The following is a 12,654-nucleotide window of genomic DNA, read 5'->3' on the forward strand; positions in this document are numbered from 1 at the left end:
TCAGATGTCTATAAGAGACACCACCAGCCCCGGCCAACCCGAAAACGGCCACCCCGCAACGCAAGCCGCCAACGAGCCAGCCCACTCCGGGCCATCCCCGCGATACAAAGCCGCCCCGGGCCTGCGGGCCGGATGTCAAGCCTGAAACCCCGAAGGGGCGGCCGCCAGGCCGGGCTTGACCTCCGGCCCGCAGCCCCAACAATCCACCCATCGCGGGGATGGCCCCAAAGCACACGGAACCTCTAAAGGCCCCAACCCCGAACAACAAACCAAAAAAGAACAGGCCCCCAGGAACCCAGCCCAAGAGCCCGTCCAACCAGAACCCCAAATCAAGCCGCAGACTCAACATCCTCCAGCTCGCCATCCACCCCAGCCTCCGAAGCCGCAACAACCCGCTGCGACCGCCGCCGCTTGGCGAACCAAACCCCCACCGCGACAAGCACGACGACAACGACCAGCACCCAACTAGCCCGCCCCAACATCTCCTCGATGTACTTCGCCGAAGCCCCAGCAGCCCACCCGATGCTCACATGCGTCGCGGACCATGCGATCGCCCCGATCAACGACGACACGAAGAACCGCACGTACGACATCCCGCTCGCCCCGGCCGCGGCCGGCATAAGGGTCCGCACCACCGGCAGGAACCGCGCCACCAGCACGGCGCCCACGCCCCACTTGCACAGCAGCTCCCCGGCCCGGTCCCAGTGCTTCTGGCCGAGCTTGCGCACCACCTTCGTCTCGCGCATCTTCAGCCGGTAGCGGCGCCCGAGCCAGAATCCGATGTTGTCACCGACCGCCGCGCACACCGCGACGACCGAGGCCAGCAGGATGAAGAAACCGACGTCGGTCACCGCCGCCGAGGCGATCAGCAGGCCACTCTCGCCGGGCACCAGGAAGCCCAGGCCGAGAGTGCATTCGCCGAGCACCAATGCGCCGGTCACCAGTACCAATAGCGGCTTCGGCAAGCCTCCGACGACTGCCAGAATGTCGCTGATGAAGGTCACGGGACGGGCTCCTCGGCGTGCGTGCTGGCTTGACCCCGTTCACGCTACCGGCGTAACCGCGCCCCAGTCTCCGGAATGCCCCTTAGCCTTCCCTGAGACCGGGGTCACACCAGCCCTTCCGGGTCAGCACACCTTCACCCACGAGCATTCCAGGGCACTTTCGTCGATCGGCGTGCCCGGGTCGTCGACGTGCGTGCGCGACTTCGGCACGTGCACCCGGCCGCTCGGCCGGTCGTCGGCGCCGTCGTACTCGGCCAGCCGGATCGCGATCGCGTCCTCCAGGTCGCGCGGGGAGCCGCCGAGGAAGTCGTTGAACACCACCGAGAAGACCAGTTCGCGGCCGTTGGCGGCGGTGACGTAGCCGGACAGCGACGTGACCCCGGTCAGCGATCCGGTCTTGGCGTGGACGTTGTTCTGCGCCGCGGTGCCGCCCATCCGGTTGCGGAGCGTGCCGCCGACCATGCGGTCCGCTACCCCGGCGACCGGCAGCGCGTCGTACCAGGACCGGAACCAGGGCCGCTCGCGCGCGTTGTCCAGCAGCAGGGCCAGCTGCTCCGGCGTCACCTGGTCCATCGTGGACAGACCGGAGCCGTCCACCACGCGCAGCACGTCCGGGTTCACGCCGAGCCCGCTCAGCTTCTCGGTCAGCACTTCCAGCCCGGCCGACCAGCTGCCCTCGCCGCGGGCTTCCCGCCCCATCGCTTTGACCAGGACTTCCGCGTGCCCGTTGTTGCTGAGCTTCAGGAACGGGACCAGGAGTTCCCGCAGTGGCATCGACTGCCGCCAGGCGAGCGCCCGCGCGTCGGCCGGCGCGGTTCCCTCCCCCGTCCCCTTGATCGTCACGCCGTGCGCGGCCAGCGCGCGGGCGAAGACATCGGCGGCGTACGCGGACGCATCCGGCACCGAGGTGAAGTCTTCGAACGGCTGCGAGCCGGCCGGCACGCTCCCGGTCACCACCACCCGGGAACCGCCGTGGTCGCGCTGCACGGTCACGTCGGGTTCGCCGTCCGCGGCCGAAGTGGTGGTCCGGTTGTCGATCTGCACGACGCCGGTGGCCGGTTCCAGCCGCACCTCGGCCCGGCTCCCCTCGACCGTCGGGCTGACCCGCACGAGCGCGGTTCCGGCGTCGAAGTCGGTGTTCGGAGCCACGGTCAGCGCGGAAACCGGTGCGGCGTAGTAGTACGGCTCGTCGTCCCACGCCCAGCCGGTGCCCAGCGGCACGTCGTCGAACCAGGTGTCATCGGCCAGCAACCGACCTTGCACGACCCGAACCCCGGACGCCGCAACCTGTTCCGCGAGCCGTTCGTAGTCGGCGGCGAGCAGCGTCGGGTCGCCGGTACCGCGCAGGTAGAGGTCGCCGAGCAGCACCGGCCCGCGCTGCCGCCCGGCGGTCACGACGTCGGTGCGGAACCGGTAGTCCGGCCCCAGCGCCTCCAGCGCCGCGGCCGAGGTGAGCAGCTTCGCGTTCGACGCCGGGGTCGCGCGGTCGGTCGCCTGCCTGCTGTAGAGCACCTCGTCGGTGGCCGGGTCGCGCACCACGACGCCGGCGTGCGACCCGTTCAGCCGCTCGTCGGCGAGGATGTCGTCGAGGTCGACGCGCAGCGCGTCCGGCCCGCTGGGCGCCGCTCCGGACGGTGCTACGAAGGCGACCGACGCGCCCAGCGCCGCAGCGAGCCCGAACGCAAGTCCCCACCGTCGACGCATGAGCAGCTCCCTCGGCTCGCCCGAAACAGATCATGCAGAGTAAGCACGATCATCACAGGCGGTCAACGGAACTGCTCAATGCTGACGTGGAAACCCACCGGTCCACGCAAACCGAGTTCGCCAGACAGGTAATCAGCCGACGGCGATCGCGGTCGCCATGGCGAGCAGCGCACCGCCGCAGCACCGCTCGAAGACCTTCCGCCGGCGCGGGTCGGCCAGGAAGGCGGACAACCACTGCACCGAGGGCACCACGACGAGCCACCAGGCCGCGAACGCGGACACCGCGACGCCGCTGAGCAGCGCGGCTTGCTTCACCGGCTCCGCCGCCGGGTCCATGGCCTGCGGCAGCAGCGTCAGGAAGGTCAGCATGACCTTCGGGTTGAGCACGTCGGTCAGCAGCCCGCGCAGGAAGACGGCGCGGCCGGAGCTGGGCACGTCCACCTCCGGGGCCCCGGCCACGGCTCCGGACTTGCGGAGGATCTGCAGGCCCATCCAGCCCAGGTAGGCGACGCCGATCACCTTCACCACCAGCAGCGCCGCGGGCACGGCCATCACCAGCGCGGACAGCCCCAGGGTCGCCGCCGTCGCGTGCAGCAGCAGCCCGCAGGTGACGCCCGCCGCCGCGAGCCAGCCCCAGCGCGCGCCGTTGGCGGCGTTGCGCGTCACCAGCACGAAGTCCGGCCCCGGTACCAGGACGATCACCAGCAGCGCCAGCAGGAACGACCCCCAGGCGATGTGCACGACTGCTCCTTCGAATCGAATCAGCGGTGGATTGCCCATATCTTCCGCCGTTCGTTCGCCATGTCGCCAGCTGCGCCGTAGCATGTTCGGTTGTGCGGGAATCTGTAGAACTGGATTCGGTTGACTGGCGGATCCTGGAGGAGTTGCAGAACGACGCGACCTTGCCGAACCGGGTGCTCGCCGAGCGGGTCGGGCTGGCGGCTTCCAGCTGCCTGCAACGGGTTCGGCGGCTGCGGGAACAGGGCGTGATCACCGGGTCGCACATCGACGTCAACCCGGCGGCGACGGGGCTGGCGCTGGAGGCGGTGGTGGCGATCAACGTCCGCCCGCACACCCGGCAGGTCGTCGACCAGTTCCGGGAGTTCGTGATGGGGCAGCCGGAAACCCGCTCGCTGCTGCACGTCAGCGGTCAGGCGGACTTCCTGCTGCACGTGGCGGTCGCGGACACCAAGCACCTGCAGGAGTTCCTGGTGGACAAGCTCGCGTCCCGGACCGAGGTCCGGCACTTCACCAGCTCGATCGTGCTGGAGCAGCTGCACACGCGAGCCCTGACGCCGCCGCGGCAGCTGCGCCCGAAGCGCCGCCGCCGGTCCGGCGATGAGTGATCAGTCGCCGACGCGGAGCAGGCCCTCTTGCACGACGGTCGCGACCAGCTGACCGTCGCGGGCAAAGAACCGGCCGGTGGCCAGGCCGCGAGCGCCGGAGGCGCTGGGCGAGGCGCAGTCGTAGAGCAGCCACTCGTCGGCGCGGAAGCGCCGGTGGAACCACATCGCGTGGTCCAGGCTGGCGCCGTTGACCTTGTCCAGGCCCCAGTACACGCCGTGCCGGGCCAGCACCGCGTCGAGCAGCGTCATGTCGGACGCGAAGGCCGCGATGCACACGTGCAGCAGGTCGTCGTCGGGCAGCACGCCGTCGGCGCGCATCCACACCTGGCTGCGGGCCTCGCGCGGGCCGTTCTCGCGGCTCACCCACGGCGGCTCGGTCACGTAGCGCACGTCGATCGGCCGTGGCTGGGCGCGCCCGAGCGTCTCGATCATCGAGCCGATCTGCTCGCCGTAGGTCGGCAGCGTCTCCGGGTCCGGGACGTTGGGCATGGGCTCGGCGTGGTCGATGCCGTCCTCGTCGACCTGGAAGGACGCGGACAGCGAGAAGATCGCCTTGCCGCGCTGCACGGCGACCACTCGGCGCGTGGTGAACGACCGGCCGTCCCGGGTGCGGTCCACCTCGTAGACGATCGGGATGCTCGGGTCGCCGGGCCGGATGAAGTAGGCGTGCAGCGAGTGCACCCGCCGCTCCGGCGGCACCGTGCGGCCTGCGGCGACCAGCGCCTGGCCGGCGACCTGACCGCCGAACACGCGGACCGGCGACGAAGCCGGGCTGACGCCGCGGAAGATGTTCTCCTCGATGCGTTCGAGGTCGAGCAGCGCGACCAGGCTGTCCAGCACCGGTTGACCGTGCGGCATGCCGTTGACGTCGAGCGGAACCTCGCCCTGCAGATGGGTTCCGGCCGGATCGGCCGCAGCGGCTCGGGCAGCTTCGGTCACTGCGCGCTCCTCGGGGTTGTACGCCGGATCTCCGGACGGGAGCGCCGGGTGGCTCCCGTCCGAGAATGCGGATCAGACGTGGTCTTCCTCGCCCAACCGGTGCACGCGGATGAGGTTGGTGGAACCGACCGTGCCGGGCGGCGAGCCCGCGACGACGACGACCATGTCGCCGCGCTGCGAACGGCCGATCGACAGCATCGACTGGTCCACCTGCCGCACCATCTGGTCCGTGGTGTCCACCTTAGGCACCAAGAACGTCTCCGTCCCCCAAGTGAGAGCGAGCTGACTCCGCACTGATTCCTCGGGGGTGAACGCCAGCAACGGCAGCCTGGTGTGCAGCCGGGCGAGCCGGCGCACGGTGTCGCCGGACTGCGTGAAGGCCACCAGCGCCTTGGCGTTGAGGCGTTCGCCGATGTCGCGCGCCGCGTAGGAGATGACGCCGCGCTTGGTGCGCGGGACGTGGCTCAGCGGCGGCGGTGCCGTCGATCCCGCCTCGACCGCTTCGACGATGCGCGCCATCGTCTGGACGGTCTCGACCGGGTAGCGGCCGACGCTGGTCTCGCCGGAGAGCATCACCGCGTCGGTGCCGTCGAGCACCGCGTTGGCGACGTCGGAGGTCTCCGCGCGCGTCGGACGCGAGTTGTTGATCATGGAATCGAGCATCTGGGTTGCGACGATGACCGGCTTCGCGTTCTCCCGCGCGATCCGGATCGCCTTCTTCTGGACCAGCGGCACGTGTTCCAGCGGCAACTCGACGCCGAGGTCACCGCGGGCGACCATGACGCCGTCGAAGGCCAGCACGATGGCCTCCAGGTTGTCCACCGCTTCCGGCTTCTCCAGCTTCGCGATCACCGGGACGCGGCGGCCGACCCGGTCCATCACCTGGTGCACCAGGTCGATGTCGGCCGGGCTGCGGACGAAGGACAGCGCGATGAAGTCCACGCCCAGCTCGAGCGCGAACTCCAGGTCCTCGATGTCCTTCTCGGACAGCGCGGGCACCGAAACGTCCATGCCCGGCAAGGAAATTCCCTTGTTGTCCGAAACCGGACCACCTTCCGTCACCTCGCAGACGACGTCGGTGTCCTCGACGCCGGTGACGGTCAGCCCCACCTTGCCGTCGTCGACCAGGAGTCGGTCGCCGACCTTGGCGTCGTTGGCGAGGCCCTTGTACGTGGTGGACACCCTGTCGTGGGTGCCCTGGACGTCGTCGACCGTGATGCGCACGATGTCGCCGGTCCGCCACTCCACCGGCCCGGCAGCGAACTTGCCGAGTCGGATCTTCGGTCCCTGCAGGTCACCCAGGATGCCGACGGCGCGACCGGACTCCTTGGCCGCGGCTCGGACCATCTCGTAGACCTGCTGGTGATCGGCGTGGCTGCCGTGGCTGAAGTTCAGCCGGGCGACGTCCATTCCGCTGCTGACGAGCTCAGCCATCTTCTCCGGTGTGGCGGTGGCTGGGCCCATGGTACAAACGATCTTGGCTCGTCGACTCACGTTATGCCAGCGTAGTCTGTTGACCGACGCGCGCAGCACGCAGCCATGCCTGTCGACGTCGATCGGGGAGATCGTTGCTGGATCATTACAGAACGCGGCTCACCCGGATTCCGTTCGGGGTCGCAGTGCTGGCCAGCCTGCTCGTCCTGTTCATGCCGGCGTCCGGGGTGCCGACCGCGCCGCCGGGCACCGACAAGGTGGTGCACGTCGCGCTGTTCGCGGCGCTGGCCGCGACCGGCCGGATCGCCGGGTTCCCGACGTCGCGGCTGCTGCCGGCGCTGGTCGGCTACGCGATCGCGTCGGAGATCATGCAGGGCCTGCTGCCGATCGGGCGCAGCTGCGAGGTCGCCGACGGCCTGGTCGACGTGGCGGGCGCGGCGGCGGGCTGGGCGCTCATCACGGCGGCGCGGCGGGTGCGACGGGTCAGCGACGCTTCTTCTCGGTGACTCCGATGTGGTCGGCGCACCACTGGTTGAGCTCGCGCACCGCGCGCCAGGACTGCCGGACCCGGTCGATGCAGGCGCGCTCGTGCAGGACGTCGTCGGCTTCCCAGTCGCGGGACGCGTAGAGCGTGCGATGCCGCAGCAGGTCCAGCCGGGGATGCCCGGCGGAGAACCCGCGCGGCCGGCTCTTGAGCGTCTCCCCCGCGATCTCCCAGCCCTGCTCGACGAGCGCGGCCAGCAGCGACCGCAACCGCTCGCCGTGGATGTCGGTGTCGACCGCGGCGCGGAACCGGGCCAGCTGGTCGGACTCGGTGTGGTAGCAGCCCCCGGCGACGAGCATCCCGTCCGCGCTGACCTCGACGTAGTAGGCGCCGCCGCCGCGCCCCAGCTCGATCACCGCGCCGCAGTGCGTCTTGTAGGGCGATTTGTCGGCGCTGAACCGGACGTCCCGGTGCGGCCGGAAGACCTTGCCCTGCCCGAATCCCGGCCCGAACTCGGGCTCCAACTCGGCGAGCAGCGCCTCCATCGGCGCGCGGACCTGCTCCCGGTAGAACGCGAGGTTGTCGTTCCAGTAGGTCTTGGCGTCGTGCACCTCTCGCTGCGAATCCACCAGGCCGGCCTGGACCTGTTCGAGCCCTTCGAAGAACTCGACCACTCCCCTGCCGAAGCCCTCGAACCTCGGCCGTGCGATGTCGCCGCCCACTGCTCCTCCCCCTTCGCCCCGACGATGATCCGCGATCGCCCGCCGTTCGCGCACCGGGGGGTGGAAGAAGAACTGCGGCGCCTGACCGAACCTGGGGGTTGCCGGTCAGGCGCCGCAGCCATGCACCGGTCATCAGCTGCGACCCCGATGACCGGTATTCAAAAGACGCGAACGTCACTCGCGTGCCCCAACGGTAAGCACGCCATATGGCATATACCAACTCAACATGGAATATGCCACCCCTTCGGGGGAAGCCGGCCGCTGCGCTCCCGAATCACGCGAGTCCACTGTGGCCACTCGCCGACCGCGCGAGCGGAAAATTCGCGTGACCGCAGCCTTAGGCTCCTGGCAGCTGCGCCACCACCAGGGAACGCGCCTCCCGCCAGGGTCGTGAGCCGGCTCAGCCGAGCACCTGGCGGGTGCCGGTGGCCGCCGAGGCCCGGATCGCGTCGAGGACTCGGTGCAGGCGGAGGCCGCGGGCGAAGTCCGGCGCGACCTGCTCGCCGGTGCGCAGCCCCTCGGCGATGTCCGCGTACACCGCCGCAACGTTGCGGGCCTCCTGCGTGACCGGGCGGACCGGCGGCAGCTGGACCGCCTCCCACGGCCGTCCCGGCTCGGCGGACACGCGGAGTTCGAGGTCGCTCATCTGGATCTGGGTGCCGCGCGGATCTTCCGCGCCGGTCGAAGCGATGGCCAGACTTCCTTCGGTGCCAACGATTTCCAGCAGCACCCGCGGGTCCGCGGCCTCGCCGTCGTGGATGTTCGCCGACAGCGTCGCTCCGGAGGCCAGCCCGGCGTGCAACACCAGGTGGTCCGGGCTGTCGACCGCCACCGGCTCGCCGGTCTCGGTCACCACTTGATCCGGGAGCGGCAAGGACAGGTCGGCGGACAGTCCGGCGATGTCGCCGAGCAGGTGGTCCAGCACTGACAGGACGTGTCCACCGTGGACTTCCAGCAGCCCGGCGGCGTTGGCCGACTGCAGCGTGTAGACGGCCCAGGCCGGCACCTTCCCCGTCGCCCCCTTGCCGCGAGCGCTGTGCACCGCGGCAGAGGTGATCCGCCCCAGCGCGCCCTTCGCGAGCAGCTCCCGGGCGTGCTGGATCGCCGGCGAGTACAGCGCCTGCAGGCCGATCACGTTGTGCACGTCGGCCGCCCGGGCACCCTCCACCAGGACTTCGGCCTCCTCGGTGGTGCGCGCCAGCGGCCACTCGCAGTAGACGTGCTTGCCCGCGTCCAGCGCCGCCTGGACGAGCTCCAGGTGCTTGGGCACGCGGACCGTGACGACGACCAGATCGACGTCCGGGTGCTCGGCCAGCGAACGCGCGTCGGCGAAGGCGTGCTCCGCGCCGAACGCCGCAGCCGCGCGCCGGGCACTTTCCTCCCGACTGGTCGCGACGGCGGTCAACTCGTACTGGTCGAGCGCGCGCAGCGCCGGGACGTGCGCCCGCCCCGCCCAGCCCTGGTCCGGGTTGGCGCCGATGATCCCGACCTTGGTCCTGCCCACGACACCCTCCAACCGGACCTCAGAAGTCCGTTTCGTTCCGACGAACCGGACTCGACAAGTCCGGTTCAGTCCGGAGTCTAACCGGACTCGTAAAGTCCGGTTGCTAGGGTGGTCCGGTGAGCGCGGTGGAACGACTTCTGAGCGAGGATGCGCCGCGGGCGGACGCGCAGCGCAACGTGCGGCGGCTCGTGGTGGCCGCTCGCGAGGCGGTCGCCGACGTCGGCGTCGGCGTGACCGCGCACGAGATCGCCCGCCGCGCCGGTGTCGGGATCGGCACCTTCTACCGCCGGGTGCCCTCCCGCGAGGCCCTGCTGCAGGCGGTGGTCGAGGACACCATCTACGAGATCGTCGGCCTGGCCCGCCAAGCGTTGCAGGACCCGGACCCGTGGCACGGGTTCTGCAGCTTCGCCGCCGAGTTCGTGCAGCTGCGCGCGATGAGCTGCGGGATCAACGAGGCGCTGGGCACGGACTGCGCGCTGACGCTCGACCAACCGCTGGCCGACCTTCGCGAACAGATCCGGCTGCTCGTCGAGCGCTGCCAGCAGGCCGGCGCCGTTCGCGGGGACGTGCCGTGGCAGGACGTGCCGTTCGCCCTCACCTCGGTGATGACCGGGAACCGCACCATCGGGCTGCCCGCCGCCGACGACCAGTGGCGGCGGAACCTGCGCATCGTGCTCGCCGGACTCCGGGCCACCACGGCCTAGCTCCGGAACAAGATCCCAGGTCAGGGGTCGCGCAGCGGGTTAAGCTCGGGACGTGGTCTCCACTGCTCGAGCCCGTGTGCGGGAGCCAGCGGGCAACCTCCCGGCCGACGTCACGAGCTTCGTCGGCCGGCGTCGCGAGATCACCCTCACCAAGCGCCTGCTCGCCGAGTCCCGGGTGGTCACCCTCACCGGCCCCGGCGGCGTCGGCAAGACCCGGCTGGCGATGCGGGTCGCGGGCAACATGCGCCGCACGTTCCGGGACAAGTCCTGGTGCGTCGAGCTCGAGGACGTCCGGGACGGCTCGCTGGTGGTCGACGCGGTCATCGAACAGCTCGGCATCGGCGGCCCCACCGGCGGGGAGGACATCGACACCGTCATCGAGCAGCTCAAGTCCCGCGAGATGCTGCTCGTGCTGGACAACTGCGAGCACGTGATCGAAGACGTCGCGCTGCTGGTCGACGCGGTGGTGCGCTGGTGCCCCGGCGTGCGGGTGCTGACCACCAGCAGGCAGTCCCTCGGCGTCGCCGGCGAGGCGACCCTGGTCGTCCCGCCGCTGCAGGTCCCCGACATCGAACACCTGCCGCCGCCGGAGGCCTACGAGCAGTTCGCCTCGGTCCGGCTGTTCGTCGACCGGGCCAGGGCCGCGGTCCCCCAGTTCGAGGTCACCGCCGACAACGCCACGGCACTGATGCGGCTCTGCCACCACCTCGACGGCAACCCGCTGGCGATCGAGCTGGCGGCCGTCCGGCTGCGGTCGCTGTCGCTGCAGCAGCTCGAAGAGCGCCTGGCCGAGCGCTACGACCTGCTCACCGAGGGCCGCCGCGGGGCACCGGCCCGGCAGCAGACGCTGCGCGCGCTGATCGACTGGAGCTACGAGCTCGCCTCCGACCAGGACCGGCTGACGTGGGCGCGGGTGTCGGTGTTCTCCGGCTCCTTCGACCTGGCCGCCGCCGAGCACGTGGCCGGCAATGGGCTGTCGGACGCCGACGTGCTGAGCGCGATCCACTCGCTGGTCGACAAGTCCGTGCTGATGCGCGAGGAAGAAGGCGGCGAGGTCCGCTTCCGGCTGCCGCACACCCTGCGCGAGTACGGCCAGGACAAGCTCGCGGAGTTCGGCGAGCTGGAGACCATGCAGCAGCGGCACTGCTCCTGGTACGCCGACCTGGCCGGGCGCTTCGCCGCGGAGTGGATCGGCCCGGACCAGATCGCCTGGGTCAATCGGCTGCGCAGCGACCACGGCAACCTGCGCGTGGCACTGCGCACGGCCGCGGCGAATCCCGGAACCGCCGGGGCGGCGCTGCGGATGTGCACCGACCTGTGGCAGTACTGGGGCATCCGCGGCCTCAACGGCGAAGCCCGGCACTGGCTCGACCAGGTGCTGGCCACCACGCCCCGCGAGATGCCCGAGCGGGTGCGCGCGCTGCGGGTCAGCGCCTGGTTCGCGCTGCTGCACGGCGACGTGGAGACCGTGCAGCCGACGCTGGAGCAGGCGACGGTGCTGGCTACGCAGCGCGGCGAGGAGACCGAGAAGGCGCATCTGGCGCTGGTGCGCGGGATGGCGGCGTTCGCCCAGAACGACTCGCCGCGGGCCGCCGCGCTGCTGGAGGACGCACTGGGCCAGTTCCGCAAGCACGAGATCTCCGTCGGCGAGCTGTTCGCCCTGTTCGGCCTCGGCCTGATCAAGGGCCTGGGCGAGGATCCCGAGGCGGGACTGGGCGTGCTGGGCGAAGGCATCCGGCTGTCGGGCGGCCTCGGCGAGCTGTACTGGCACTCGTACCTGCTGTGGGCGTCGGCGCAGGTGGAAGCGCGGCGGGGCGACCTGGAGCGGGCGGAGACCGCGGCGAAGGAGGCACTGCGCCTGCAGCGCAAGCTGGACAACCGGCTGGGCATCGCCTTCAGCATCGACGCGCTCGCCTGGATCGCGCAGCAGCAGGGCAGGCACGACCGCGCCGCCCGGCTCTTCGGCGCGGCTTCGGCGGTGTGGGACGCGGTGCGCGCGGCGCCCGGCTTCTGGGCGCCGTTCGCCACCGACCACGACGAGCACGAGGCGCTGGCCCGGACCGCGCTCGGCGAGTCGGCCTTCCAGGAGGCGTTCGACCGCGGCCACCAGCTGTCGCTGGCGCACACCGTCGACTTCGCGCTGGAGGTCAAGCGGCACGCGCGCCCGCGCGCCGAGGACAACGTGCACCCGATGCCGCTGACCCGGCGGGAGCAGCAGATCGCGGAGCTGGTCGCGCAGGGCAACACCAACAAGGAGATCGCCGAGAGCCTGGTGATCGCGCAGCGCACCGTCGAGGGCCACGTGCAGAACATCCTGACCAAGCTCGACTTCTCGTCCCGCGCGCAGATCGGCGGTTGGGTGGCCGCGCAGAAGGCGAGTGACGCGAGCGACATCGCCCCCAGATAATCTCACTTTAGGTAGTCGTAGCCGTTCGAAACGTCGCCCATCTGGGCGAATCTAGGTATTCGTGCACGTACAAACCTCGGTGCGCGAACACTCTCCGTACCGGATTCTCGGTTCTCGTGACCCCCGACGAACCGAACACCCCCGATCGAAGTCCCCGACAGGCCGGGTGGCACCGCTGGGAGAGGGCGGTGCCGCAGACGGCGAACTGGATCCGCGCAGCGTTCCTCGGCGACTCCGCCGACCGGCAGCACCGCGTCCCCCCGAAGATGCGGTCGTTGCAGGTCGGCGCCGCCGTCGCCGCGTTCGGCGTGATCGGCGTCTTCGCCGGCACCGCCGGCCCCAAGACCGAAGCCCCCGCGGTCGAAGCCGCCGCGCACTTCGCCCCGCTGGCCGAGCAGCTCCCCGC

Annotated in this window: 11 protein-coding genes and 1 pseudogene; 5 read left to right on the forward strand and 7 right to left on the reverse strand. The window is 70.7% G+C overall.

Going from position 1 to position 12,654, the window contains the following annotated elements:
• Positions 1 to 329: 329 nt before the first annotated feature.
• From E1288_RS44755 to E1288_RS44765, 3 genes are all read right to left on the reverse strand, one after another.
• On the reverse strand, positions 330 to 1,004 hold the full coding sequence (locus E1288_RS44755) for a DedA family protein (RefSeq protein ID WP_132495231.1): 675 nt from the start codon (positions 1,002 to 1,004) through the stop codon (positions 330 to 332).
• Between the two features lie 123 nt (positions 1,005 to 1,127).
• A complete protein-coding gene (gene dacB / locus E1288_RS44760; RefSeq protein ID WP_132495233.1) occupies positions 1,128 to 2,708 on the reverse strand; it encodes a D-alanyl-D-alanine carboxypeptidase/D-alanyl-D-alanine endopeptidase in 1,581 nt (526 codons plus the stop codon).
• 132 nt (positions 2,709 to 2,840) lie between these two features.
• The gene (locus E1288_RS44765) at positions 2,841 to 3,449 is read right to left on the reverse strand and encodes a LysE family translocator (protein WP_132495235.1); all 609 of its coding nucleotides are present in this window, start codon (positions 3,447 to 3,449) and stop codon (positions 2,841 to 2,843) included.
• Positions 3,450 to 3,541: 92 nt separating this feature from the next.
• Here E1288_RS44765 and E1288_RS44770 point away from each other — a divergent pair, with 92 nt between their 5' ends.
• Positions 3,542 to 4,054, forward strand: a complete 513-nt coding sequence (locus E1288_RS44770; RefSeq protein ID WP_132495237.1) for an Lrp/AsnC family transcriptional regulator — start codon at positions 3,542 to 3,544, stop codon at positions 4,052 to 4,054.
• On the opposite strand, the gene tesB is transcribed toward E1288_RS44770, so the two are convergent.
• Together tesB and pyk are read right to left on the reverse strand one after the other, a co-directional pair.
• Entirely contained in the window at positions 4,055 to 4,993 is a 939-nt protein-coding gene (gene tesB / locus E1288_RS44775; RefSeq protein ID WP_132495239.1) for an acyl-CoA thioesterase II, read from the reverse strand.
• 72 nt (positions 4,994 to 5,065) lie between these two features.
• Positions 5,066 to 6,487, reverse strand: coding sequence for a pyruvate kinase (gene pyk / locus E1288_RS44780; RefSeq protein WP_132495241.1), 1,422 nt, complete (start codon positions 6,485 to 6,487; stop codon positions 5,066 to 5,068).
• 74 nt (positions 6,488 to 6,561) lie between these two features.
• Between pyk and E1288_RS44785 the strand changes: the two genes are divergently transcribed.
• Positions 6,562 to 6,933 (forward strand): VanZ family protein, encoded by a 372-nt coding sequence (locus tag E1288_RS44785; protein ID WP_132495243.1) that lies wholly within the window; start codon positions 6,562 to 6,564, stop codon positions 6,931 to 6,933.
• On the opposite strand, the gene E1288_RS44790 is transcribed toward E1288_RS44785, so the two are convergent.
• Positions 6,911 to 7,633 (reverse strand): DUF2461 domain-containing protein, encoded by a 723-nt coding sequence (locus tag E1288_RS44790; protein WP_235884259.1) that lies wholly within the window; start codon positions 7,631 to 7,633, stop codon positions 6,911 to 6,913. The two genes, E1288_RS44785 and E1288_RS44790, sit on opposite strands and share 23 nt — an antisense overlap.
• A gap of 400 nt (positions 7,634 to 8,033) precedes the next feature.
• Positions 8,034 to 9,137 (reverse strand): Gfo/Idh/MocA family protein, encoded by a 1,104-nt coding sequence (locus E1288_RS44795; RefSeq protein ID WP_132495245.1) that lies wholly within the window; start codon positions 9,135 to 9,137, stop codon positions 8,034 to 8,036.
• Positions 9,138 to 9,253: 116 nt separating this feature from the next.
• Here E1288_RS44795 and E1288_RS44800 point away from each other — a divergent pair, with 116 nt between their 5' ends.
• From E1288_RS44800 to E1288_RS44810, 3 genes and pseudogenes are all read left to right on the forward strand, one after another.
• Positions 9,254 to 9,841 (forward strand): TetR/AcrR family transcriptional regulator, encoded by a 588-nt coding sequence (locus tag E1288_RS44800; protein WP_132495247.1) that lies wholly within the window; start codon positions 9,254 to 9,256, stop codon positions 9,839 to 9,841.
• Positions 9,842 to 9,893: 52 nt separating this feature from the next.
• The gene (locus E1288_RS44805) at positions 9,894 to 12,248 is read left to right on the forward strand and encodes a LuxR C-terminal-related transcriptional regulator (protein WP_132495249.1); all 2,355 of its coding nucleotides are present in this window, start codon (positions 9,894 to 9,896) and stop codon (positions 12,246 to 12,248) included.
• Positions 12,249 to 12,436: 188 nt separating this feature from the next.
• A pseudogene (locus E1288_RS44810) lies at positions 12,437 to 12,654 on the forward strand (hypothetical protein); the annotation flags it as partial.

The organism is Saccharopolyspora elongata, assembly GCF_004348985.1.
Taxonomy (GTDB): domain Bacteria; phylum Actinomycetota; class Actinomycetes; order Mycobacteriales; family Pseudonocardiaceae; genus Saccharopolyspora; species Saccharopolyspora elongata.